27 protein-coding genes are annotated in these 24,369 nt (G+C 56.0%); 10 read left to right on the top strand and 17 right to left on the bottom strand.

Annotation, left to right across the window (positions count from 1 at the left end):
• Window positions 1-960, bottom strand: a complete 960-nt coding sequence (locus GYN01_RS12610) for an AAA family ATPase (protein ID WP_048364979.1) — start codon at window positions 958-960, stop codon at window positions 1-3.
• 174 nt (window positions 961-1,134) lie between these two features.
• Complete coding sequence (locus tag GYN01_RS12605; RefSeq protein WP_048364978.1) at window positions 1,135-2,007, bottom strand: LysR family transcriptional regulator; 873 nt, start codon at window positions 2,005-2,007, stop codon at window positions 1,135-1,137.
• Between the two features lie 146 nt (window positions 2,008-2,153).
• Here GYN01_RS12605 and GYN01_RS12600 point away from each other — a divergent pair, with 146 nt between their 5' ends.
• Together GYN01_RS12600 and GYN01_RS12595 are read left to right on the top strand one after the other, a co-directional pair.
• Entirely contained in the window at window positions 2,154-2,915 is a 762-nt protein-coding gene (locus GYN01_RS12600) for an iron-containing redox enzyme family protein (RefSeq protein WP_048401881.1), read from the top strand.
• Window positions 2,912-3,778, top strand: a complete 867-nt coding sequence (locus GYN01_RS12595; protein ID WP_203307236.1) for a DMT family transporter — start codon at window positions 2,912-2,914, stop codon at window positions 3,776-3,778. The genes GYN01_RS12600 and GYN01_RS12595 overlap by 4 nt, the downstream gene beginning before the upstream one ends.
• Before the next feature lie 96 nt (window positions 3,779-3,874).
• Here GYN01_RS12595 and GYN01_RS12590 read toward each other — a convergent pair whose 3' ends face one another.
• On the bottom strand, window positions 3,875-4,318 hold the full coding sequence (locus tag GYN01_RS12590; protein WP_203307235.1) for a hypothetical protein: 444 nt from the start codon (window positions 4,316-4,318) through the stop codon (window positions 3,875-3,877).
• Between the two features lie 509 nt (window positions 4,319-4,827).
• Here GYN01_RS12590 and GYN01_RS12585 point away from each other — a divergent pair.
• Entirely contained in the window at window positions 4,828-9,684 is a 4,857-nt protein-coding gene (locus GYN01_RS12585; RefSeq protein WP_048401887.1) for an NAD-glutamate dehydrogenase, read from the top strand.
• A 71-nt stretch (window positions 9,685-9,755) separates the two neighbouring features.
• On the opposite strand, the gene GYN01_RS12580 is transcribed toward GYN01_RS12585, so the two are convergent.
• The gene (locus GYN01_RS12580; protein ID WP_048401889.1) at window positions 9,756-10,019 is read right to left on the bottom strand and encodes a DUF4404 family protein; all 264 of its coding nucleotides are present in this window, start codon (window positions 10,017-10,019) and stop codon (window positions 9,756-9,758) included.
• A gap of 313 nt (window positions 10,020-10,332) precedes the next feature.
• On the opposite strand from GYN01_RS12580, the gene GYN01_RS12575 reads away from it, so the two are divergent.
• The 3 genes from GYN01_RS12575 to rssC all read left to right on the top strand — a co-directional run bounded on the left by GYN01_RS12575 (window position 10,333) and on the right by rssC (window position 12,991).
• Entirely contained in the window at window positions 10,333-11,022 is a 690-nt protein-coding gene (locus GYN01_RS12575; protein ID WP_048364972.1) for an MlaA family lipoprotein, read from the top strand.
• Between the two features lie 305 nt (window positions 11,023-11,327).
• Window positions 11,328-12,512 (top strand): two-component system response regulator RssB, encoded by a 1,185-nt coding sequence (gene rssB, locus GYN01_RS12570; RefSeq protein WP_048364971.1) that lies wholly within the window; start codon window positions 11,328-11,330, stop codon window positions 12,510-12,512.
• Entirely contained in the window at window positions 12,509-12,991 is a 483-nt protein-coding gene (gene rssC, locus GYN01_RS12565) for an anti-sigma factor antagonist RssC (protein WP_048364970.1), read from the top strand. Before rssB ends, rssC begins: the two co-directional genes overlap by 4 nt.
• A 63-nt stretch (window positions 12,992-13,054) precedes the next feature.
• Here rssC and dusA read toward each other — a convergent pair whose 3' ends face one another.
• Entirely contained in the window at window positions 13,055-14,065 is a 1,011-nt protein-coding gene (dusA, locus tag GYN01_RS12560; protein WP_203307234.1) for a tRNA dihydrouridine(20/20a) synthase DusA, read from the bottom strand.
• A 102-nt stretch (window positions 14,066-14,167) separates the two neighbouring features.
• Here dusA and GYN01_RS12555 point away from each other — a divergent pair, with 102 nt between their 5' ends.
• Complete coding sequence (locus GYN01_RS12555; RefSeq protein ID WP_203307233.1) at window positions 14,168-15,292, top strand: site-specific integrase; 1,125 nt, start codon at window positions 14,168-14,170, stop codon at window positions 15,290-15,292.
• Window position 15,293: 1 nt separating this feature from the next.
• Here the strand turns inward: GYN01_RS12555 and GYN01_RS12550 are convergent, their stop codons facing one another.
• From GYN01_RS12550 to GYN01_RS12505, 10 genes are all read right to left on the bottom strand, one after another.
• Window positions 15,294-15,569, bottom strand: a complete 276-nt coding sequence (locus GYN01_RS12550) for a pyocin activator PrtN family protein (protein WP_047294219.1) — start codon at window positions 15,567-15,569, stop codon at window positions 15,294-15,296.
• Window positions 15,566-15,784, bottom strand: coding sequence for an Arc family DNA-binding protein (locus tag GYN01_RS22480; protein ID WP_170046511.1), 219 nt, complete (start codon window positions 15,782-15,784; stop codon window positions 15,566-15,568). The genes GYN01_RS12550 and GYN01_RS22480 overlap by 4 nt, the downstream gene beginning before the upstream one ends.
• The gene (locus GYN01_RS12540; protein WP_047294215.1) at window positions 15,781-16,023 is read right to left on the bottom strand and encodes a hypothetical protein; all 243 of its coding nucleotides are present in this window, start codon (window positions 16,021-16,023) and stop codon (window positions 15,781-15,783) included. The genes GYN01_RS22480 and GYN01_RS12540 overlap by 4 nt, the downstream gene beginning before the upstream one ends.
• An 86-nt stretch (window positions 16,024-16,109) precedes the next feature.
• Window positions 16,110-16,931, bottom strand: a complete 822-nt coding sequence (locus GYN01_RS12535; RefSeq protein WP_203307232.1) for a hypothetical protein — start codon at window positions 16,929-16,931, stop codon at window positions 16,110-16,112.
• A gap of 26 nt (window positions 16,932-16,957) precedes the next feature.
• Window positions 16,958-19,678 carry a toprim domain-containing protein gene (locus GYN01_RS12530; RefSeq protein ID WP_203307231.1) on the bottom strand — a complete coding sequence of 907 codons (2,721 nt, stop codon included), beginning with the start codon at window positions 19,676-19,678 and terminating at the stop codon, window positions 16,958-16,960.
• A gap of 5 nt (window positions 19,679-19,683) precedes the next feature.
• On the bottom strand, window positions 19,684-19,917 hold the full coding sequence (locus GYN01_RS12525; protein ID WP_169964786.1) for a hypothetical protein: 234 nt from the start codon (window positions 19,915-19,917) through the stop codon (window positions 19,684-19,686).
• 72 nt (window positions 19,918-19,989) lie between these two features.
• Window positions 19,990-20,361, bottom strand: a complete 372-nt coding sequence (locus tag GYN01_RS12520) for a hypothetical protein (RefSeq protein WP_203307230.1) — start codon at window positions 20,359-20,361, stop codon at window positions 19,990-19,992.
• Entirely contained in the window at window positions 20,358-20,648 is a 291-nt protein-coding gene (locus tag GYN01_RS12515; protein ID WP_169964790.1) for an Ogr/Delta-like zinc finger protein, read from the bottom strand. Before GYN01_RS12515 ends, GYN01_RS12520 begins: the two co-directional genes overlap by 4 nt.
• A complete protein-coding gene (locus tag GYN01_RS12510; protein ID WP_169964792.1) occupies window positions 20,645-21,118 on the bottom strand; it encodes a YmfL family putative regulatory protein in 474 nt (157 codons plus the stop codon). Before GYN01_RS12510 ends, GYN01_RS12515 begins: the two co-directional genes overlap by 4 nt.
• Window positions 21,119-21,147: 29 nt before the next feature.
• Window positions 21,148-21,348 (bottom strand): DNA-binding protein, encoded by a 201-nt coding sequence (locus GYN01_RS12505; RefSeq protein WP_169964794.1) that lies wholly within the window; start codon window positions 21,346-21,348, stop codon window positions 21,148-21,150.
• On the opposite strand from GYN01_RS12505, the gene GYN01_RS22285 reads away from it, so the two are divergent.
• From GYN01_RS22285 to GYN01_RS12490, 3 genes are all read left to right on the top strand, one after another.
• Entirely contained in the window at window positions 21,265-21,795 is a 531-nt protein-coding gene (locus GYN01_RS22285) for a helix-turn-helix domain-containing protein (RefSeq protein ID WP_169964796.1), read from the top strand. The genes GYN01_RS12505 and GYN01_RS22285 overlap by 84 nt on opposite strands.
• 75 nt (window positions 21,796-21,870) lie before the next feature.
• Entirely contained in the window at window positions 21,871-22,053 is a 183-nt protein-coding gene (locus GYN01_RS12495) for a hypothetical protein (protein WP_169964798.1), read from the top strand.
• A gap of 73 nt (window positions 22,054-22,126) precedes the next feature.
• On the top strand, window positions 22,127-22,618 hold the full coding sequence (locus GYN01_RS12490; RefSeq protein ID WP_169964800.1) for a hypothetical protein: 492 nt from the start codon (window positions 22,127-22,129) through the stop codon (window positions 22,616-22,618).
• Window positions 22,619-22,630: 12 nt separating this feature from the next.
• Here the strand turns inward: GYN01_RS12490 and GYN01_RS12485 are convergent, their stop codons facing one another.
• Both GYN01_RS12485 and GYN01_RS12480 read right to left on the bottom strand, forming a co-directional pair.
• Complete coding sequence (locus GYN01_RS12485; protein WP_169964803.1) at window positions 22,631-23,929, bottom strand: phage late control D family protein; 1,299 nt, start codon at window positions 23,927-23,929, stop codon at window positions 22,631-22,633.
• Complete coding sequence (locus GYN01_RS12480) at window positions 23,926-24,366, bottom strand: phage tail protein (RefSeq protein ID WP_169964805.1); 441 nt, start codon at window positions 24,364-24,366, stop codon at window positions 23,926-23,928. Before GYN01_RS12480 ends, GYN01_RS12485 begins: the two co-directional genes overlap by 4 nt.
• Window positions 24,367-24,369: the final 3 nt, after the last annotated feature.

Genomic DNA, 24,369 nt, shown 5'->3' with positions numbered 1-24,369 from the left:
TCAGGCAACGGCAACGACGTCGAGGATGCGCTGTACCACGCGGTCTTGGTCAATACCGGCCGCCTCGGCTTCAAACGACAGGATGATGCGGTGGCGCAGTACGTCGAACAGTACGGCCTGGATGTCTTCAGGGCTGACGAAGTCACGCCCGGCCAGCCAGGCGTGGGCACGCGCGCAGCGATCCAGCGCAATGGAGCCGCGCGGGCTGGCGCCGTAAGCGATCCAGTCGGCCATTTCAGGGTCAAACTTACCGGGGGTGCGAGTGGCCATGATCAACTGCACCAGGTATTCCTCCACCGCATCCGCCATGTACAGGCCGAGGATTTCCTTGCGCGCAGCAAAAATGGCTTGCTGACTGACCCGGCGCTCGGGTTTGGTTTCGCCGTTCAAGGCTTCGCCCCGCGCCTGCTGCAAGATGCGCCGCTCGACAGCGGCGTCCGGGAAGCCGATTTTGACGTGCATCAGGAACCGGTCGAGCTGCGCTTCTGGCAGTGGGTAGGTGCCTTCCTGCTCAATCGGGTTTTGCGTGGCCATCACCAAAAACAACGGTGACAGCTCGTAGGTGCTGCGCCCGACGCTGACCTGACGTTCAGCCATGGCCTCCAGCAGGGCCGACTGCACCTTGGCCGGGGCACGGTTGATTTCGTCCGCCAGCACCAGGTTGTGGAAGATGGGGCCTTGCTGAAATACGAAGCTGCCGGTTTCGGGACGATAGATCTCGGTGCCCGTGATGTCGGCAGGCAACAGGTCAGGGGTGAACTGGATGCGATGGAACTGTGCTTCGATGCCTTCTGCCAGCTCTTTGATGGCCTTGGTTTTGGCCAGGCCGGGCGCGCCTTCGACCAGCATGTGGCCGTCAGCCAGCAAGGCGATCAGCAGCCGGTCGATCAGTTTTTCCTGACCGAGAATCTGCGTGGAAAGAAAGGTTCGCAGCGCAAGCAGCGCTTCACGATGTTCCATCGATGACTGTTCCTGAAAAGGACACCGACGGCGTAAACGTTACGCCGGGGCTGGGGGCGTTACTTTAATCCATTGCAGGGCTTTGGGACTAATGGGAGTGGGGCTTTTTATGGAAAAAGCCCAAAACAAGCGGGTTGTTGAGAATGCTGCTTATTTGGAACGGTCCGCTGGTCGTTATTGGGTCTGCGCGAAGTGCTCGGCCAGCAGTGCGGCGAAAGCGTCCCGTGCCGTGTGGCAGCCGGTTTCGTTATGCCAGACCAATACGTTTTGCACCGCGGGCAGCTCAGTGAAGCGGTAGGCACTGAGCGCAGCCCCTGCGCCAAATCGCTCAAGGACGCCCTCGGGGACGATCGCCAGCCCGGCGCCTGCGCCCACACACCCGATAATGCTGCCCCAGTTGGCGTAGTCAACGCGGTTGATGTGCAAGCCGTTATCGTTGAGCCAGTGCTCCAGCGTTGCGCGATAGGGGCAGCCTGGTGGCCACATGAACACCGTTTGCTGGCTGATAGCTTGCAAGTCAGGCAAGGGGGGGTGGTTGGGGCCGGTTATCAGTACCAAGGGTTCGCGGTACAGCGCACAGGTGTGGAGTTTTGGATGTTGAACGTCGATGGCCACAATCGCGGCATCAAGGCGGTGATGCTGAATGTCATCAAGCAATTGCGGCCATTGCCCGGTGATCAGTTCCAGCGTGACGTCGGCGTATCGTTGATGGTATTCGGCCAGTAGGGGCGGCAGGCGGCCTGTCGCGCAAGATTCAATGGCGCCAATGCGTAGCTTGCCATTGGGAATGGCATCGGGCTTGACCGCACGTTTGGCTTGATCAACCAGCGACAAAATGCGTTCGCAATAGCCAAGGAATAACTCGCCGGCGGGGCTGATGCATAAACCGCGTCCGGCACGGGTAAACAGCGCCGTGCCCAGTTCACTTTCCAGCTGTTTGATGCGCGTGGTGATGTTGGACGGAACGCAGTGCAGTTGCTGGGCGGCCAGCGCAATACTGCCGCACTCTGCCACGGCCTTGATCATCCTGAGCTGGTTTAATTCCAAGGTTCACTCCTGAAGAATTCAGAACTCGCTATCTATCACTTGTGGGTCAACGCATGCCTGACAGAATTTGAGTTCTGCACACACTGGCGCTGACGACACTGTGCGTTGGCGCGTTAAAAGATAACGGCTGTGTAAGCGAGGACAATATGAACATCACCACAACAAAAGTCGAGGCGTTGGCGCGCACCGTGTTTACCCATGGCGCACTGAATAATGCGTTTTATCAACGCTGGCTCAATGAACGCATGGGCTTTGATGAGGTTGAAATATTTGCCTGTAACTTCTGGGCCAGAACTCGCCGCACCGCCACGATGGTGGCGCTGTCACTGTTGCGCGCCAACACCTTGCCCGCGAGGGTCGAGATTGTTAAAAACCTCTATTCGGAACTGGGCGGGGGTGACGTGCACAAGGTGCACAGCGTGCTGTTACGCAGTTACTTGCTGGACGTGTTGAGCCGTTTGGCCAAGCGCCCTTATTCATTGGCCGAACTTGAAGCCGTGCCGGTATTGCCCTCCACACAGTTATTTATTGAAGAGCAGGAGGCGTTATATGCGCCGCACGGGCTGGGGCGTCCCGACAGTTATGTATTGGGTGCCTTGTTGGCGCAAGAGTGGTTGGCGTATTCCATGTTGACGCGCTTGTACGAGGGCGCGCGTAATTATCAGCACTTGTATAAACACAATGATGAGTTTCATGAACAGTGCGAATACTTTCATGTTCATATTGGCGAGGCTGAAAAAGAGCACAAAGTTCAAGCCGTTAAAGCCGCCGCCCTTGAATGTTGCACTGAACAAGACCTGGAAGGTTTGACCGTTGGTTTTAATCGTTTTCTGTCGATCACCGAAAATTATTGGAATGGCATGGCACTTGCCATGTCTGCCTCATCGATGACGGCGGCCCGCGCTTGAGGTGTTCGCCGTCGATCAGGATTGCCGCCGCCGCGGGGGCAGTGGTGCTGTGTTGGGCCTATTCACCGATAGGTATCCATATCGGTTTACAAAGTTACAGCCCCGGGCATCTGGCTTTGCTGAGGTTTTTGGTCGCTTCGTTGTTCATGGGCGTTGTCGCGTTGTTTATAGGCATCAGGCTGCCGCGGTGGGTGGACATTCCCTGGCTATTGCTGCTGGGGTTGTTCGCCATTGTTTTTCATCATGTGGCGTTAAACATGGGGCAGCGCTGGGTCAGCCCCGGAGCATCCAGTGTGCTGGCGCAGTCAACGCCCATTTTCAGCACCCTGATTGCCGCGCTCTGGCTCAAAGAGTCTGTCAGCGCGTGGCGTTGGTGTTGGGTGGGCGTGGGGCTTGTGGGCGCTCTGGTGGTCATTTGGGGGGACAAGGGGCTGGGTAGCTTTAAGCCTCAAGGGTTGCTGATCTTGCTCGCGGCGCTGTCGTGGAGTGTGTATTTCACCCTGCAAAAACACTACTCCAGCCGCTACAGTCCCTTGACTATCGTGTGCTACACCATTTGGGCCGGGACCTTGCTGCTGGGTGTGTATTGGCCGGGGCTTGGCCAGGCAGTGATTAATGCACCGTTACGCGTCAATGCAGCCGTGTTGGTGCTGGGGGTATTTCCCAGTGCGTTGGCTTATCTGTTTTGGGCCTATGTGCTGGCGCATACCGACGTCAGCCGTGCGGTGGGCGTGATGTACCTCGTACCGCCGGTCGCCATGCTGATGGCGGCCTTGTTGCTGGGCAGCACGGTCACGGCCGGGGTTCTGCTGGGCGCCGCGATTGTATTGACCAGCGTGTTTGCAATGCGCAAAGAGCGCTGACGGCGCCTGTTCATCACGCTGAACGATAGAAGCCCTGAGCGTTCTGCCACAGGGCTTTACGTGCCCCCTGTGCCTGACCTGCCGGTTGAAGGCTGATCAGCTCAACTCGCTGACGTAGGTGCCGGTGCCGTTGAGGATGTTGATCAGGGTTTGCTCGACGTCGGCCAGGCACGAAACATCGGTGTTGTGAGTGATTTCCAGATGATCATCGCCATTGAACACATCCGTGTCATCGGCGGCGACTTCGATCAGCAGGCGAGTAGGGCTTAGTGTCACTTTCACCCCGTCGAGCGACGAAAACTCGTCATTGAGGGTGATATCCAGTTCATCTTCGTCCGGGTAGCGACTCATCACGAACATGTCGTTCACCCCGTCGAGCGACGAAAACTCGTCATTGAGGGTGATATCCAGTTCATCTTCGTCCGGGTAGCGACTCATCACGAACATGTCGTTTGGCGCGCTGGTACAACAGAGCATTGCCATGTTGTCTTCTTCTTCATCGCATGGGTTGGCCAGCAAGTGGTCGGTGGTCATTTTCATGGGGCATTCCTGGCGCTGCGCGCGTGTAAAGCAATCAAACCGCGATTTTGCCAGCCTGCGCACTTTTGTGCTGATCTGAATGTCAAAGCAGGGCGTGCGGACGGCCGTGGCCGATCAGTCATTTCGCAGCCTGACAACAGATAAGCAGATTTTTCTGTGGGGATTTATCGTTTCGCAGTGCTAGGGTTGTTCATTCACCGTGCATGAGGTTGCATCCCGATGACCGAATATGTCGCAGCACCGCAAGCAGTGCGCATAGCTCACTCGTTAAGCTGCATCCGGGATAGCTATCTCTAAAGGCACAGTCGGCCAGTCCGGCAGTCGTTTTTGTAGATACCCTTCCTGGAGCGTGAATGTGACCCCTGGGTCGCGGCCAGCTTCACCTCCCTGTCACGCTGATGATTCACGGTCCATTGCCAATCGAAGGCCGTGCGCAGCACTGGCAGCTCCCCATGCGGGAATAGCACGCGACGCGTCTCTCAATAACAAGCCCAAGCGGAGTACCACAGATGGCGTTCTTCACCGCAGCCAGCAAGGCCGACTTCCAGCATCAACTGCAAGCGGCACTGGCCCAGCACATCAGTGAACAGGCACTGCCACAAGTGGCGCTGTTTGCTGAACAATTCTTCGGCATCATTTCTCTGGATGAACTCACGCAACGTCGCATGTCCGACCTCGCCGGCTGTACGCTGTCGGCCTGGCGCCTGCTTGAACGTTTCGATCCGACCCAGCCCCAAGTGCGGGTCTACAACCCCGATTATGAGCGCCATGGCTGGCAGTCGACCCACACGGCAGTTGAAGTGCTGCACCACGATTTGCCCTTTCTGGTGGACTCGGTGCGCACCGAGCTTAACCGTCGCGGCTACAGCATCCATACCTTGCAAACCACGGTGTTGAGCGTTCGCCGTGGCAGCAAGGGCGAATTGCTGGAAATACTGCCCAAGGGCACGCAGGGCGAAGGCATCTCGCAAGAGTCGCTGATGTATCTGGAGATTGATCGCTGCTCCAATACTGCTGAATTGAATGTCTTGAGCAAAGAACTGGAACAGGTTCTGGGTGAAGTGCGCATCGCGGTGGCCGATTTTGAGCCGATGAAAGCCAAAGTCCAAGCGCTGCTGTCGAGCATTGATAGCTGCCAGTACGCCGTGGCCGAAGATGAAAAAGCCGAGATCAAGAGTTTCCTGCAATGGTTGGTCGGCAACCATTTCACTTTTCTCGGTTATGAAGAATTTGTAGTACGCGACGAAGCGGATGGCGGGCATATCGAATATGACCCGAATTCGTTCCTCGGCCTGACCAAGCTGCTGCGCGCCGGGCTGACCCCTGAAGACCTGCGCATTGAAGATTATGCGGTGAGCTACCTGCGCGAACCGACGTTGCTGTCGTTTGCCAAAGCCGCGCACCCCAGTCGTGTACATCGCCCGGCGTACCCGGATTATGTGTCGATCCGCCAGATCGATGCTGACGGCAACGTCGTGAAGGAATGTCGCTTCATGGGCCTCTACACCTCTTCGGTGTACGGCGAAAGCGTGCGTGAAATCCCGTATATCCGTCGCAAAGTGGCTGAAATAGAGCGTCGTTCGGGTTTTCAGCCCAAGGCACACTTGGGCAAAGAACTGGCGCAGGTAGTCGAAGTCCTGCCGCGCGACGACCTGTTCCAGACCCCGGTCGACGAGCTGTTCAGCACGGTGATGTCAATTGTGCAGATCCAGGAACGCAACAAGATTCGCGTGTTCCTGCGCAAAGATCCGTATGGCCGTTTCTGCTACTGCCTGGCCTATGTGCCGCGGGATGTCTACTCCACTGAAGTACGGCAGAAAATCCAGCAAGTGCTGATGGACCGCCTGCAAGCATCGGACTGCGAATTCTGGACCTTCTTCTCGGAGTCGGTACTGGCGCGCGTGCAACTGATTCTGCGGGTCGATCCTAAAAACCGGATCGACATTGATCCGCTGTTGCTGGAAAAAGAAGTGATTCAAGCCTGCCGCAGCTGGCAGGACGATTACGCCAGCCTGGTGGTCGAAAGTTTCGGTGAAGCCAATGGCACCAAGGTGCTGACTGATTTCCCGAAAGGTTTCCCGGCAGGTTACCGCGAGCGCTTTGCCGCGCACTCGGCCGTGGTCGACATGCAACACCTGATGAGCCTCAGCGACAAGAACCCGCTGGTCATGAGCTTCTATCAGCCGCTGGGCCAGAGCGCCGGGCAAGAGCTGCACTGCAAGCTGTATCACGCCGATACGCCGTTGGCGCTGTCCGACGTGTTGCCGATTCTGGAAAACCTCGGTTTGCGCGTTCTGGGCGAGTTCCCGTACCGCCTACGCCACGTCAATGGCCGTGAATTCTGGATCCATGATTTCGCCTTTACCGCGGGCGAAGGCTTGAATCTGGACATTCAGCAACTCAACGACACGCTGCAAGACGCGTTCGTGCACATCGTGAGTGGCGACGCGGAAAACGATGCGTTCAACCGTCTGGTGCTGACGGCCGGCCTGCCTTGGCGCGATGTCGCGTTGCTGCGAGCCTACGCGCGTTACCTCAAGCAAATCCGTCTGGGTTTCGATCTGGGCTATATCGCCAGCACGTTGAACAACCACACCGACATCGCTCGCGAGCTGACGCGGCTGTTCAAGACGCGCTTCTATCTGGCGCGCAAGCTCACGGGTGAAGACCTCGAAGACAAGCAGCAGCGTCTGGAACAGGCGATTCTGACGGCGCTCGACGACGTTCAAGTGCTCAACGAAGACCGCATCCTGCGTCGCTACCTGGACCTGATCAAGGCCACGTTGCGCACCAACTTCTACCAGCCGGATGCCAACGGTCAAAACCGTTCGTACTTCAGCTTCAAGTTCAATCCGCATTTGATTCCTGAACTGCCCAAGCCGGTGCCGAAGTTCGAAATCTTCGTTTATTCGCCACGGGTTGAAGGTGTGCACCTGCGCTTCGGTAACGTAGCGCGTGGCGGTTTACGCTGGTCGGACCGTGAAGAAGACTTCCGTACGGAAGTGTTGGGCCTGGTTAAAGCCCAGCAGGTGAAGAACTCGGTCATTGTGCCCGTGGGCGCCAAAGGCGGGTTCGTACCGCGTCGCCTGCCTCTGGGCGGCGGTCGGGATGAGATTCAGGCTGAGGCGATTGCCTGCTACCGGATCTTTATTTCCGGTCTGCTGGACATCACCGACAACTTGAAAGACGGCGCGTTGGTGCCGCCTTTGAACGTGGTTCGCCATGATGACGATGACCCGTACCTGGTGGTAGCAGCCGACAAAGGCACTGCTACGTTCTCCGACATCGCCAACGGCATCGCGATCGACTACGGCTTCTGGCTGGGCGATGCGTTCGCCTCGGGCGGCTCGGCCGGTTATGACCACAAGAAAATGGGCATTACCGCCAAAGGTGCCTGGGTGGGCGTTCAGCGCCACTTTAAAGAGCGCGGGATTAACGTTCAGCAAGACAGCATCAGTGTGGTCGGCGTGGGCGACATGGCCGGTGACGTGTTTGGTAACGGTTTGTTGATGTCCGACACGCTGCAACTGGTCGCCGCCTTTAACCACCTGCACATCTTTATCGACCCTAACCCGCAGCCGGCCAACAGTTTTGCCGAGCGTCAACGCCTGTTCGACTTGCCGCGTTCGGCCTGGTCAGATTACGACACCAGCATCATGTCGGCAGGCGGCGGGATCTTCTCGCGTAGCGCGAAAAGCATCGCCATCTCGCCTGAGATGAAAGAGCGCTTTGCAATCACTGCCGACAAGTTAACCCCCACCGAATTGCTCAATGCCTTGCTTAAGGCGCCAGTCGACCTGTTGTGGAACGGCGGCATTGGCACATACGTCAAGGCCAGCAGCGAAAGCCATGCCGATGTAGGCGACAAGGCCAACGATGCGTTGCGCGTCAACGGTAACGAGCTGCGCTGCAAAGTGGTGGGCGAGGGTGGCAACCTGGGCATGACCCAGCTGGGGCGTGTTGAGTTCAACCTCAACGGCGGCGGTTCTAACACCGACTTTATCGACAACGCGGGCGGCGTGGACTGCTCTGACCACGAAGTGAATATCAAAATCCTGCTCAATGAAGTGGTGCAGGCGGGCGATATGACCGAGAAGCAGCGCAACCAGCTGCTGGGCAGCATGACTGACGAAGTCGGCGGCCTGGTCTTGGGCAACAACTATAAGCAGACGCAAGCCATCTCATTGGCGGCGCGACGTGCTTATGAGCGGATCGCTGAATACAAGCGTCTGATGAACGATCTGGAAGCCCGTGGCAAGCTTGACCGTGCCATTGAGTTCCTGCCATCTGAAGAACAGCTCAACGAGCGCGTTGCGGCGGGCCACGGCCTGACCCGTGCCGAGTTGTCGGTGCTGATCTCGTACAGCAAGATTGATCTCAAGGAGGCGCTGCTCAACTCGCAGGTGCCCGATGATGATTACCTGACCCGTGACATGGAAACGGCGTTCCCGCCGATGCTGGTGAGCAAGTTCGCCGATGCCATGCGCCGTCACCGTTTGAAGCGCGAAATCGTCAGCACCCAGATCGCCAACGATCTGGTCAATCACATGGGCATCACCTTTGTCGAGCGGCTTAAAGAGTCGACCGGCATGAGTGCAGCCAATGTGGCGGGTGCTTATGTGATCGTGCGCGACATTTTCCATCTCCCGCACTGGTTCCGTCAGATCGAAGCGCTGGACTATCAAGTACCGGCTGAGATTCAGATGGCGCTGATGGATGAGCTGATGCGTTTGGGCCGCCGTGCAACCCGCTGGTTCTTGCGCAGCCGTCGTAATGAGCTGGATGCCGCGCGCGATGTAGCGCATTTCGGGCCGCACCTGGCTGCGCTAGGCCTAAAACTCGATGAATTGCTGGAAGGCCCGACGCGCGAGGGCTGGCAGACCCGTTACCAGGCTTACGTTGAAGCAGGCGTGCCAGAGCTGTTGGCGCGCATGGTGGCGGGCACTACGCACCTCTACACCCTGCTGCCGATTATCGAGGCATCAGACGTGACCGGGCAAAATGCGGCGGACGTGGCCAAGGCGTATTTCGCCGTGGGCAGTGCACTGGATTTGACCTGGTACTTGCAGCAGATCAGCAATCTGCCGGTCGAAAACAACTGGCAGGCGCTGGCTCGTGAAGCCTTCCGGGACGATATTGACTGGCAGCAGCGTGCGATTACTGTTTCGGTCTTGCAGATGACGGATGCTGGCGACAGCATCGAAGCGCGGCTGGCGCTGTGGCTTGAGCAGAATCAGTCGATGGTGGAGCGCTGGCGTTCCATGTTGGTGGACTTGCGTGCCGCCACAGGCAATGACTACGCGATGTATGCAGTCGCCAACCGTGAATTGCTGGACCTTGCAATGAGCGGCCAAACCGGTCTTTGATCGCCTGAGTGACAAAATAAAGCCCCGGCTCGGATGAGTCGGGGCTTTATTGTTTGCGAGGTGCGGTGAACTTAGATGCCCATGTTGCCCAAGGTCTGGACGATGTTACGCAGGATGCCGGCCACGGTTGGATGGTTAAGTTCGAAGCGCTCTACCTCCAGGTTGACGCTGTCGGCAAGGTTGGTGTCGTTGGTTGCAGGCTCGAGGTTGAGCTGAGCCTCAATTTTCTGCGCCAGTTCGTTAAGGTGGACGCGTTCTTCTTGAGAAAGGGGCGGGTTCTGATCGATTTGCTCGCGCAGGGCGTCGAGTTGTTCTTGCAGTTCGCGGGCAGGCATAGCGTTCATCCTTTATTGAGAGGCTGTGAGATAGACCGTTGTAACGAACAAAAGGTCGATCAAGCGGGTCTTTAGATTAATCCACTGATGCCCGATTGGCATGATCTCCATCACATTCACAGGAAAACACTGTGTTCAGCGCGCTTTGCCCTTAGATATCTGGCAGTGAGCAGGGCATTTATCGGTGCACAAGTCGGTGCTGAACTCAGGATGTTTATTTTAGGGGGCTGTCTGTCTGGCAATTGCCGTTATACTACCGCCCAGAACCAGGGCATAGCGCCCGAGTATTAGTGCTACCAAGGAGTTTTTTGCTATGCGCTGGAATGATCGTCTCGCTCAACTGTGCCTCTTTGCCGGTGTGGCCATGTTGCCATTTGCCGCGAATGCAGCGACTGAAGATGACCCGTGGGAAGGGGTAAATCGTGTCATTTTCAAGTTCAACGACACGCTGGATACCTATGCCTTGAAGCCAATTGCCCAAGGCTATCAATTCATCACCCCGCAATTTCTTGAAGATGGCATTCACAACATGTACCGAAATATCGGTGACGTGCGCAACCTGGCCAACGACGTGTTGCAGGTCAAGCCACATGCTGCCGGTGTAGACACAGCGCGCGTGTTGATGAACACCATTATCGGTGTGGGCGGCTTCTTTGATGTTGGCACCAAGATGGGCCTGCAACGCAACGATGAAGACTTCGGCCAGACCCTGGGTCATTGGGGTGTACCAAGCGGTCCATATGTCGTGCTGCCGTTGCTGGGCCCAAGCACCGTGCGTGACGCGGTCGCCATTTACCCGGACACCTACGCCGAACCGTACCGTTACATGAATGACATCCCTGCGCGCAACATGGCGATCGGTATGGACGTGATCGATACGCGCGCCAGCTTGCTGTCGGCAGAAAAACTGATCACCGGTGACAAGTACGTGTTCATTCGCAACGCGTATCTGCAAAACCGTGAATTCAAAGTTAAAGACGGGCAGGTTGAAGACGACTTTTAAGCCGTTTTCACCGTCATTCTAAAAGGCCCTTCGGGGCCTTTTTCAGCTTCTTGACGTCGGTTTTAGTCGCCGTTGGCAGGGTTCTTATAACCTTGGGGAATTTAACCTGTTGAGCGTTGCAGACCGCTATCGGGCTGAGCTTGAAACCCCCCGCGGATGGGAGTACCGTCTGCGCCTTACACACGCACCTTTGTAGGATTGAGCAATGCTCATTTTGAGTTTAGGGTGTTCAAACCTACATTCAGTCGTTAAGCCTTTTTTATCCGGGCTTATACGCCAACCTCATTCTGGCGCCGTTTGCCCACATGCCAAAAACCAGTGCCACGCTGCTGATCATTGATGACGACGAAGTCGTGCGCGCCAGTTTGGCGGCCTATCTGGAAGACAGCGGATTCAGCATCCTCCAGGCCAGCAACGGCTTGCAGGGCCTTCAGGTGTTTGAGCAAGAGCAGCCAGACCTGATCATCTGTGATCTGCGAATGCCGCAAATGGGTGGCCTGGAACTGATACGCCAGGTGACTCAGCAATCGGCCATGACGCCAGTGATCGTAATTTCTGGCGCGGGCGTCATGAGTGATGTGGTTGAAGCGCTGCGCTTGGGCGCGGCGGATTATTTGATCAAGCCACTCGAAGACCTGGCCGTGCTTGAACATTCCGTTCATCGGGCATTGGACCGGGCCAGATTGCTGCTTGAAAACCAGCGTTATCGCGACACGCTTGAGTCGACCAATCGCGAACTCGAAGCCAGCTTGCACTTGTTACAAGAAGATCAGAACGCCGGTCGCCAAGTTCAGATGAACATGCTGCCGCCCAGCCCCTGGTCGATCGATGCGTTCGACTTTGCGCATCAGATCATTCCTTCCTTGTATTTATCAGGCGATTTTGTCGATTACTTCCGGGTTGACGAGCGGCGTGTTGCCTTTTACCTGGCAGACGTTTCGGGTCATGGTGCTTCTTCTGCCTTTGTCACCGTGCTGCTCAAGTTCATGACCACGCGTTTGTTGTTTGAGTCCAAGCGCAACGGCACATTGCCGGAGTTCAAGCCGTCAGAGGTGCTGGGGCATATCAATCGTGGGCTAATCAACTGCAAGCTCGGCAAGCATGTGACCATGGTGGGCGGCGTCATTGACGAAGAGGCCGGCACGCTCACCTATAGCATTGGCGGGCACCTGCCGTTGCCGGTGCTCTACACGCCCGACAGCGTTGCCTACTTGCAAGGTCGCGGATTGCCAGTAGGCTTGTTCAATGAGGCTACGTATGAAGATCATGTAATGACATTGCCGCACGTTTTCAGCCTTACGCTGATGTCGGACGGTATTTTGGATCTTTTGACCGAGCAGACGCTCAAAGAGAAAGAAGCCGCTTTGCCTCAATTGGTAAAAGCAGCGGGTGGCAGCCTGGACGGCCTGCGCCAAGTGTTTGGTTTAGCTACGCTCGGGGAGATGCCGGATGATATCGCCTTGTTAGTGTTAAGCAGGAATCTTAAATGAGTACCGGTAGAATTCAGTTCGCCGAACAGGATGGCACCTTCGTCCTGAAGTTTGTGGGTGAAGTGCGCCTGACCTTGTGTTCAGCACTGGACGCAACCATCGAGAGGATCTTCACGGCGCTGAATTTTTCGGCCATCGTGATCGACCTGACCGAGACGCGCAGCATAGACAGCACCACGCTGGGTTTATTGGCGAAACTGTCCATTTTGTCTCGCCAGAAAGTGGGCTTGTTGCCGACAGTGGTGACCACTCACGAAGACATCACGCGGCTGTTGCAATCAATGGGTTTCGATCAGGTTTTCAATATCATTGAAACGCCTTTGCCGTGCCCAGACTGCCTGACAGATCTGCCTTCACAGGACCAGTCTGAAGAGATTGTGAAAGTCAAAGTGCTCGAAGCCCACAAAATATTGATGAGCCTTAACGATACCAATCGCGAAGCGTTCCATGATTTGGTCAATGCCCTCGAGCGACATTGATGCAAGTGCGCAAAAAAAGGAGCCATCCTGTGCAGGAACGGCTCCTTTTTTGTATCTAATCGTTTATCGGCCTTCCAGCAACTCACCTGCTTGATCAAGCAGCGCCAGTGGGTCTTGGGCTCTGTGAATATCCACAGACAACAACTGACGGAAACGACGGGCGCCAGGAAAGCCTTGGCCCAATCCTAAAATGTGTCGAGTGATGTGATGCATCGCACCACCTGCGCCGATATGCTCGGCGATGTAGGGTCGCAGCAAGGCTAATGCTTGAGCGCGGGTCACGACGGGCTGCGTGCAACCGAACAGTCTTTGATCGACTTCGGCCAGAATGTACGGGTTGTGATAAGCCTCGCGTCCAAGCATCACGCCGTCAAAGACCTGCAAATGATCGATGCACTGATCAAGTGTCTTTATCCCGCCGTTGAGAATGATCTCCAGATCAGGGAAGTCGGTCTTCAACTGCGCCGCCACGTCGTAGCGCAAGGGTGGAATATCGCGATTCTCTTTAGGCGAAAGTCCTTCAAGAATGGCGATGCGGGCATGCACTGTAAAACTGTTGCAGCCAGCTTCGCGCACAGTTCCGACGAAATCACACAGCTGGGCATAACTATCGCGTCCGTTAATCCCGATACGGTGTTTAACCGTTACAGGGATAGACACAGCGTCGCGCATCGCCTTCACGCAATCGGCCACCAGCGCAGGATGAGCCATCAAACATGCGCCAATCATATTGTTTTGCACCCGATCACTCGGGCATCCGACGTTAAGATTGACCTCGTCATAACCTGCTTCCTGCGCCAAACGTGCACACGCCGCCAAATCGGTGGCAGTACTGCCGCCGAGTTGCAAAGCCAGTGGATGCTCAGACACGTCGTGACGTAAAAACCGCTCCGCATCGCCATGCAGGAGTGCGCCAGTGGTCACCATTTCGGTGTAAAGAAGAGCGTTTTTGGACAGAAGACGCAAGAAGAAGCGACAGTGACGATCTGTCCAATCCATCATAGGTGCCACGCTAAAGCGTCTGGACACCGTAGAGCCTGTGTTTACATGGGGTGTAGCTGAATTCTGTACCATTTTGCTCTACGTGTTTTAAGCGTGTTTTAGGGGGTTTTAGGGCGTTTTTCGAAGGTCGCTGGTACAATGTACCATCTCATTTTCGAATTGTACCAGTTGACTATGGCCACGATCAGAGTACGCAAACGCACCAACGGCAGCAGCAGTTACACGGCACAAATTCGCCTGATCCGTGATGGGGCGCAAGTTTACCAAGAGAGCCAGACATTCACCCGCAAACAGACGGCTCAAGCGTGGATTCGAAAGCGTGAAGCTGAACTTGACCAACCCGGCGCGATTGAGCGGGCAAACCGCGAAGGCGCTACGGTCAAGGAAATGATCGAGCGCTACGTGCTCGAAATGGAAAAAGCCCGTGCACTGGGAAAAACCAAGCTGGCCACGCTCAAAGCGATCAGCGAATCCTACTTGGGCCAGATAAATGACCAGGACTTGAACTGCCAGATACTGGTCGAGTATGCGGTCTGGCGAATGGGGCCAGAAGGCGGCGGTGTGCTGCCGCAGACAGCCGGTAATGATTTGGCGCATTTGGGCGCCGTTTTATCCATCGCCCGCCCCGCATGGGGCTATCAGGTTGATCCTCACGCGATGGGTGATGCGCGCAAGGTATTGCGCAAGCTGGGTTACAACATGCGCAGCCGTGAACGCGACAGACGCCCGACACTCGATGAGCTGGACAAGCTGCTGACACACTTCCAAGGCATCCTTGCCTACCGCCCCAGTTCAATCAACATGCTCAAGATGACCGCCTTCGCGATGTTCTCCACGCGCCGCCAAGAAGAGATCACCCGTATCAAGTGGTCTGACCTGGACGAAGAGGGCAACCGTGTCCTGGTGCGGGACATGAAAAATCCCGGGCAGAAACTTGGCAACGACGTTTGGTGCCATTTGCCACCCGAAGCAATGGCCATCATTAAGACAATGCCCAAGGCAGTAGAGGAAATATTCCCCTACAACGCTGAGTCCATATCCGCTTCCTGGACACGCGCCTGCAAGTTTTTTGGGATCGAGGACCTGCATTTTCACGACCTGAGGCACGAAGGCGTCAGCCGACTGTTTGAAATGGACTGGGACATTCCCAGGGTCGCCAGCGTATCGGGGCACCGGGACTGGAATTCAATGCGCCGTTACACGCATTTGCGGGGAAGAGGTGACGCCTATGCAGGCTGGCAGTGGCTGGATGTTGTCCTGAAGGCGCCCGTAAATTTGGGCGCCCGGACATTGAAGTAAATTAACTGCTACGCGGTGCGCTGTTGAGCTGGTGACTCTCTTTCATCGCGGCAGCGCGCTGGCCGTCCAGATACTCGGACAAATCCGAGATGTGTACGCCCTTGGCACTTTTCTGGCTGGCTTCCATCCGTGTGATCGGGATTTTTATCAAACCTGCCATTACCTTGCGTTCAAACATACTGGTGGTCAGGTGGGTGAAGTAGTCCTTGCACAACCTGTCCAGGGGGATCACCACCTGCCCGTTGTATTGGGCCATCAGGACAAAGAGAGTTTTCAATGCTTGGCTTCCAATTCAGTAATTCGGTCTAGCAGTTGGGCAATGACCCTGTTTTTTTGGTCGAGAACTAACTCCAAGGCGAGTGAGCGCTCCAGTCGATTGATTATTTCGCCATTCATGCTGCGTTGGTTCCTCGACGCTACAGCAGCGATTTCCGGGCGTAAGCCATCGGGCAAGCGGATCACAAACTTGTCCTGTACGCGAGAGTCATTCATTGGTTCGCTCCTGTGACGATAGATCTGGCCAGCAACTGTGCAACCACTGCGGCATCGCGCTCTGATAACTCACCCAAGGTTTGGGCCATAGTGCTCAAGCTCTCCAGCCGCACCCGTGCCTCAGGCGATTTGTGCACCAGGTAACCGATCATCGCGGCTCCGATAATGGCGGTGGCCACAAGGTGCCTGGCTGGTGTGGTAGCCTTCACTTCGCTGCTGCTTTGGTTTTTCACTTTCATGGTGTGCTCCTTAGTAGTGGTTGGTGTCGGGGAGGGCCAACTCCTCGACACCTCTTCATTTTCTGGCTTATGCCAGCCTCACTTGCTTAATACGGTACAAATTCAGCACAAACGCTGTACTTCACCGCTCTCAACGCACTGGTGTGTTGTGTATTGCTGAGGCCGAGTATCAGGTTGAGCACGTCAATTAAAGCCATGAGTTGCCCGCCGTTTTTGGCGGTTCGCGCACTCAACTGATCTGCGTGCTCCTTAAGCAAGGCGGCGGTGTAGGTAGGGGCGAGCTTGTTGATGTCGTTGAGCAACTTGGTTGTGTTGCGGGTGATAGCCAGACCGAAAATGCCCGCTTGCTCGGCGCTCATTTGAAGCAGGCTTTCGGCCTGTCGGGGGTTGGCGTGATGTGATTTATTCAAAACGATGCGGGCGAGCCTGGTTTCTACTGCCTCGCTGTATTCGACGGGTTGGTTCGCGCAGATCACCAGCGCGCCTTTGAACGTGTGTTCAACACTTTCAGCGGTGTTCCCGGAATGGATGTAAAAACTAGCGGTGTTGTAAAGCGCCTTTAGTTCATCCCAGTCGAACTCGCTTTCTGTTGGCTCTGTGGGTTCATAGATAACCACTCTGTTGGCTGGATTTGTGATGGTTCTGATGCGTGCTGTGCGTGTAGTTCGTACTGGGTCGTGATGCGATACCGACTGCGGGCCAGTCAGTTTCGACAAGTACTCCAGCAAAAACGTCTTGCCGCTTCCTGCTTCACCGCAGATATGCAGAAAAGGGAAGCTCCACTGTTCTTCACGGATGGACTCAGCCAATTGCCCGCCGAGCCACCAAGCCATTGCGACAACCCCTCTGTCACCAAAAAGCGCGTAAAAGTCGTCAAAGCGGATTGCCTGTTTCAGTTCGTTTTGCATGGTGTTGCTCCTATAGGTACAGCGGTTTAAGCGCTCTGGAAAATCCAGCAGCGCACGGTTTTAGGTTTGTCGAACAATGGGTTTACCGCCGACTGGGCTGCACGGATAACGCTGTAGGTCGGTTTGTTGGTTTCCAGCAGCTTGCGGCTGCGGCAGTCACCCAGCAGGGCGCGTAAGGTTTTGAGGTCAGCCAGGTTCTGGCGGTGCTCGCTGGCCTTTTCGGCAAATTCGTTGAGGTTGATCGCAATCAGCTTTGTATCGTTGCTGTGGTTGACCTGCGGGCCTTCGCCCAGGCTTTCGAGGTAGTCGTAGACTTCCCAGAACTCGGCCACTAGCGGGTGATCGGCGCTGATAGCCGATTGGCGCTCAAGGGCCATCGTCACCAGTTGCTGTTGAGTGGTTGCCAGTTGGTTTTCATCCAGCGGACAGACCAAGCGCAGGCAGTCGAGCAGGGCCAGCATCTGGCTGTGGTTTTTGATGATTCGCTCAACGCGGATTTCTTTGAGTTTGCGCAGGCGTTCTTCGTGCACGATCACGCGCTCGGCAAACTTGGCCATCACCTGTGGCTCGGCACGCACGGCTTTCAGCAAAAAGTGGCTCAGCAGCTCGACCGGGATCTGGTTCAAGTTGTCAGCGGCAATGCGGCTCTCTGTGGTCACCGCAGGGCGTGCAAAGTGCAGTTTGACGATACGGGTCAAGATCGCTTCGGAGGCGCTGACAGCAGCGTTTTGGCTGATGGCAATGGTGGCGCGAAACGGTGGTTCATAAGTCTCGTTGCCACTGGTTTTCATGCCTTTCGTGCCCAAGGTGCCGCCGCCGAAAAATTCCTTCAGTTCGTCCCAATCAAAACCCTTGGCGTGCAGCTTGTCAGGCTCGTTGCGGTCACCTTCGATCAGCACCACCGGCATGTTGGACACTTGGCCCATCGCCCGTTGCCGGCCTGCTCGGGTGGATTTGGACGGGTCGAAACCTTCCTTTTCCTGTCCCAGCAGCTTCCACAGGAACGTGAGCAGCGTGGTTTTACCGGCGCCGGCTTCACCGGTGGCTTCCAGAAATGGAAAGGATTTGTACTGCGCCCGGATTTGCTCTGCGAACAGTGAGCCAAACCAGAAGGTCAGCGCGACCACACCATTTGCCCCGAAACACGTCCAGAGCATGGGGAGCCAGTCTTCGCGGTATTCCTTGGCGTCCCGCTGGATGTGCATCGGGTTGGATTTTTGCAGCGTCTTCAAACGCAGCTTGCCGAACTCAAAGTAGTCCTCTTTGTTGACCTCGCTGAGCACGCCGTTGCGCACGGCGATGTCGCCGAACACATAGCTGCCGTGCTGTTTGCTGTAACCGATAAAATCGATGGTTTCGACAGTTTTCAGGCCAAACAGCTGGTCTTTCATGATCTTGTCGAGGTGTTGGCCACTGCCGGTGAAGACTGCGCCGGCAGCCATCCCCAGCAGGCGCTTTTTAAACTCGCTGGCTGCTGCGACCTGACCACCTGTGAAGGTATTTTTGACGCTGCCGCCGTCATGCGGGAAGTCGATGCGGAAGTAGTACCAGGACTCGTCCGTCACTTCGTTGCGCTGGAAATACAACGCTTGTGGGTAGCAGTTGGCGATTTCCACCACACCGCCACATTGGCGCAAGGCCTTGTCGCGGCGCTGTTTATCGGTGAGTACTTGGTCTTCTTGGCGCTCAGAAGAGTCGAGGGTCTGCATGGCCTTATCGAATTTCAATAAATCCATCTTGAACCAATACAGGCGGCTGTCGAATCCGAAGTGGAACTCGTGCCGTTCGCGCCATTCGTACATCAGCACGCCTTTCTCAGCAGCGCTTTGCGCAATCAATAGAGCACCGTGATACCGGGCTGCTTTCAGGTCTTGGGCTATGCGGTCTGCGCGTTTATCAAGGTCGTCGATCACGATCCAGCGCTGGTGCAGGTCATTCCAGTCGTGCTTGCGGCTGTCCTGCTGCGGGATTTGCGCGGCTTCGCACACATAGCCAAGATCGCGGGCCATACGTACCCAGCGCTTGGTGTAGCGGTGCGCGCCTGGTTCGTTGTCCAGTGCCCAAATCAGCTTGGGCAACTTGCGGCCGCGTTGCCGTGACAACTCTTTCAGGGACGCTTCGGGGAAGGCGTTAGATGACATGGCAGAAACCGCAGCGATGTCGTGGTGTACCAGGGCAATGGCATCGAAAATGCCTTCGACAATCCACAGTTCTTTGACTTCAAGCAGATCGATGCACGGCGGGCACCACCACACACCCTTGTAGCTTTCGCCTTGTTTAAAGCGGGCTTTCTGCTTGCCGAAGCGGTGAGGGCGGTCGATCAGGCGTTCCCAGTAGCCCCCTTTTTCAAGGGCGAAACGGACCGTCGCGCTGCCCGCGTTGTGTTGGGCCGAGTAAAAGGAGTCCTGGGTAAACCAGCCCTGAATCAGCTCAAAACGAAAGCCGCGGGCAAACTCCAGATAGGCGCGGGCAGTTGCATTGGGATGCTGGTCGGTTGAAGGCGCACGGTTAGTCCAGTCGTCAAACAAGTCCTCATACAGTTCTTTGACGTGCCAGCTTTGCGCGCATTTGCCTTCCCTGCCGCAAATGATCAACCACGGGTTTTTGTGGTGGGTGTACAACTCTTTTTTGCCGCATGCCGGGCAGCGACCGCCACGCATAAAGTGGGTGCCTGAGCGGTGTTTAAGATCGTAGTCGCTCTCAAGTCGCTTGAGCACTTCGACGCGCAGTTCATGTTCCATATTCATCGGGATTACTTCACTGCTCTGAGGCTGTGTGTGAGCGCGCCCAGCAGGCGCTTTTGGGCGGCCATCACCGGCATGGCGTTGAGAATGGAGCCATGACGCATGCCTTCGGGTATCAGGCGGAACTGATCGGCGTACCAGGCTTCGTTCAGTGCCTGGCTATAGCGTCCACGCAGTTCAGCAAGCAGCAGCTCAGCCTCTTGCTGGGTCAGTTCGGCGCTGATTTCGACCGGCTGTTTCATGGTCCACCTCAAATTTTGGGCGTAGCTCACCCAAACCCATTGCAAACAGGTCTGGAGAAGGGTGGTTAAGGGTTAGTGTGTAACGAGGCGCAGCCGACGATTGCCCGCTACGTTGATGATGCGTTCGTAAATCAGATTGACCGGAACCGCCCACGTCAGGCCGCTGGATGGGTCAGTCACCACGGCGACAGTGGTAGAGCTGGCCTTAACATCCAGTTGGTGGCGGTTAATGCTGCACTTCAACTCGCCATAAGCTCGCGTAACCAGCTTTTCAGCCATGTGCAGTGGTACCTCAAGACTGCCGGTCAAGTGCTGCACGGCACGGCTAAATAGCAACTGATCATTGCCCAGGTGCTCGGCTTGATGGCGTTGCAAAAAGAACAGTGCTGCCAACTGCATGCTGGTCTCATATTCCTGATGCTCGGTGTGGGTTGCCGTATTCATATCGCACGCTCCATTTCCAGTTGGTCCAGCAGGTCGGGGTGATCGGTTGAAGTCGTCATAGCTGCACGGCGTAGAGCGACATTGGCAATCGGCAGCTTGACCGAGGGATTCGCCATGCCGCTGGGGCTCATCTCGTGGGTCATTTCAAATTCAGCGCGCACTGACCAACCACAGGCTTCGTTAGTGCATTGCAGGTATGCGACGCGCAGAAAAATGTGCGTGCCTTCGCTGGTGCGGATTCGCATGCGGGACAGGCAGTGAGGGCAAACCAGCTTGTAGGTGCTCATGACGCGGCTCCTGCCCTGTAGAGCTGGATAGTCGCGAGCACTTCGGCGTAACGGGCGGACATATAAAGGCTCAAGGCGTTGATGATGGCTTCAGCTTCATGCTTTTCGATCACGCCATCGTCTAACGCCTGCGCAATGATTTGATCGACACAACCGCGCTTGGCGGCGGCTTTAACTGAACGGCTGAATAAATCGACGTTATCCAGCGTGCCCGGTGCAGCCAACGGCACAAACATGCCTCCGTACATCGTGGCTACATAGCTGGGCAGGAAGGTCGTACCCGCTTGCTGCTCAAGCCTGAAAATGTGCTCATCCGTTAACGGACGGCTGCCGGCGTTTTCGTAAGCCTGGTTATCAAACTTTTTGAGATTCATGCCGAGGTTGGCAGCGGCATACGCTCGGCCACCGGGATAACTACAAATCACTGCACTGACCACGTCTTTTCGGGTGCCTAGAACTGGGCGTTTCATCTTCTGGTTTCTCCTTGGAGCCAGAGGCCCTAGTTTGTGATCACACCGTCTTTAATGCCGAGTAAAACGGCAGCCCGGTGTGCTTCGCCGCGGCGTCCTTTCTTTCGGCCATTTAATAGGTCGCTGACCATGTGACGGTTCAGTCCATGCTGGCGGCAGAACTCGGCAATGCTGATGCCATTGCGATCAAAGTTCTCGCGGGCTTGCTCGGTTGTCAGGATGGCGGGCATAGTGTTCATTCGTGTTCTTTCGTGTTCGTGTGCTGCCAATTATGCCCAAATATTTGGGCCTGTAAAGGTGAATGTTTGAAAAGTTGTGCATCTGGAGAATTCCAGGGTGTTAGCGCGGGCGAACGCTTGCGTGAAGAACGGATGCTTCTCGGCCTTAAACAAGACGAGTTTGCCCAGTTGGGTGGCGTCAATCGCAACACCCAAGGCAGCTATGAAAAAGGGGAACGAAACCCCGATACTGCTTATCTTTCGGCCGTGGCTGCGGCAGGGGTAGACGTCCTTTACGTATTGACCGGGGTTCGAGCAACGCGTGCCGTAGAAGGTCTGAGTTCGTCAGAAGAGCGACTGGTTAGTCTCTACAGGCAGCTAACCGAAGATGACCAAAAAGCTGTGCATCGAATTGTGGGGGCAATGGCTGAGGTGCCAGCGGGGCTTAGTCAGAAATAAAGGCCAATCTCGAAATTTGGGTTTTTTCCAACCCCCAGTAATGTCGATTCAGCAATGCACTTTTGGAGTTGAAGCATGCTGAATCGAACAGAAATGGAAACTGGTACAGGGGAGGATGGCGTCAACAGGGAATTAATGACCAAGGATGAACGGTTCTTGCTGATGGCATACCGAAGAATGTCAGTGCAGGATCAGCAAAAGATAATGCGCTTTGCTGAGGCGTTAGCGCTAAGCCATGATCCATATGAAGATGGATAAATAGCAATGTGGCCCTGCTGACGTGGCAGCTGTCAATTCGCCGACCAAGAAGGTCGGCGAATAAGCCGTAAGAATGATTGATTTGAAAGTGTGGACTGAGAACGTTATGGGCAAACATTTTGTAGCAAGGATTGTGGGTGGCGGGATCTTCTTAGTGGTGGCCAGTACTGCCTATGCCGATTCCTGCAACACTATTCTGTCTGCGCTCAAACAAGAGACTACACTCACCCAGACCAAACAGACCGAAGGTAAACAGACCACTGAGTTCGCCAGCGGCCCAAACGCTTCGTTGTCTGTTAGTTGCACCTTGAGCGCGCCTAACATCGCAGTCACATGGGACGGCCCAGATCCTGATGTTGCCTTCTACGATCTGGTCGGCGCTGCCGGCAACCTGGTAACACATCGTCCAGCAGCCGAAGTCGTGAAGTTTTCAAAGCAATGCCGCCAGGAAGCCCTGAAAGACAACACCGAGATCGCGACGATTGAGCGAAAGGGCATGGCCATCGAGTGTCAGGCATTCGAGCGTGATGGCGGCGGTACGACCATCACAGTCTTTGCTGAGTAACCCCGTCTGCCATTAACCCCCGGTCACCGTGGGGTTCTCCGTTTGCTCTTTCGCGGCCTGCATCCGCGCCCACTCCCGGTCCACCGCCCGCTTTGCTGTGTTTTTGTTGGCGTACAGCCACAGCAGCCGTCTTGGTTTGCTTTGGTCGCCGGCAGTCCTGGTCTTTTCAGTACCCGTTTTTTCATCCCGGTAGTAGGCGATGACCCCGGTATAGGTTTTCTGATTTTCCTCCGCCAAGTCCTCCACCGCGTCTTCCGGCAATTTGCTTTCCAGCTCCAGGCTCATGGTGTAGCCATTGTCAGCGCTGAGGCTGTGGTGCACGTTGCCGCCGTACCAGATGATTTCATCGATTTCGTCTTTGACGCCGATCAGCGTGTACGTCAGTTCCGGGATTAAGTCTGGCCGCGCCCGAGCCAAGGTGTAGCTGAGGGTCGCGCTGCCACGTTGCAGGCGGTTGAATTCGGCACGGGCCGCGCGTAATGCGGACTGGCGGTCGCTGTAGGTGTGACGCAGGTCTTTGAGGTTTTCGCCGCCGCCGGCAATGGCCTGCTGCTTTTTGGCGCTGTTGATGTCGTAGAAGTAGGCCCGCACGCCGTCGTAGCTGTCGCGGTCGGCTTGTAGGTAGCGATGCTGGTCGCCGTCTTCGCGGGTAAGGGTGATGTGGGGCAGGGCGATGCCAGTGACTGACCTTCCGCCGCCCGCAGGCAGGCACAGCAGACAACCGGCTTTGACGCTGGCCACCGCGTCGAATTCTTCACCGAGTCGGCTGATCAGGTTGGCGTCGGATTCGTTGGCCTGGTCGAGTTGCAATAGCGGCAGCCCTGCCAGTTTCTCTGCGATGGCAGATTTCAGACCATTGCCGAGCGCAATGTCGCGGATCACGTCGCCCAGGGTTTTGTTGCTCCAGCTGCGCTCGCGTTTGATTTTGAAACTCTTGCGCAAGTCTGCCGATCGGGCACGCAGGCTGAGTATGTCAGGAGCGCCGCTGTGTTCGATTTCGTCGAAGGTGTAGCTGCCTTTATCCACCAGCCCGGTGTCGCTCCAGCCAATCCAAAGTCGCAACAACGCGCCTTTGGCAGGCATGGCCAGCAAGCCGTCGTGGTCGCTCAGAGTAAGGCTCAGTTGATCGGCTTCCAGCCCACGGTTGTCGGTCAGTTCAAGGCTGATCAGGCGCGGGCTGATGATGTGGGCAATGTCTTTGCCATCTACGGTGATACGGAAAGCCGGGATCGGGTACACCGCGTCACGCAGGATGCGATCAGCAGTGTTTTGCACGTAACCCACGACGTCTGATAGTGCCGAGTCGATCATAACAAGGCTCGCAATACACTCACGCCAGCGCTGCTAGCAGCGCCGATCAGGTCGAGCTGATCGTCGTCTATACGTTTCAGCGTGAGGGTGAACTCAATGCGACGCGGTGTGCCGTCGCGGAAAAACACAGTTTTGGTTTCGCTCAGGCTTTCGATCACCCACAGGCCGTAAATGCGCCCGCTGCCTTCGATCATCGGCCATGCCTTGCCAGTGTTGGCCATCAGCCGTAACGCGTCGAGGCTCAGCGTTGTGCCAGCCAGTTCAGGGAAGATGATGCCGGGTAGGGTGATGATGTCGTCACCTCGGCCAACAAATTGTCGTGCAGGCGCAGCGCCTACCCGGCTGTTGCTGGGGTGGCGCCATTCGGTTTGGCGTTGCAGCTCCTGATAAGCCAGCGTCGAGAGGCTGAACACGAACATGCCCAAGGCAAGCATCATAGC

The sequence above is a fragment of the Pseudomonas weihenstephanensis genome, from assembly GCF_016812185.1.
GTDB classification, from domain to species: domain Bacteria; phylum Pseudomonadota; class Gammaproteobacteria; order Pseudomonadales; family Pseudomonadaceae; genus Aquipseudomonas; species Aquipseudomonas weihenstephanensis.
This window is presented reverse-complemented; position numbering and strand designations above follow the sequence as displayed.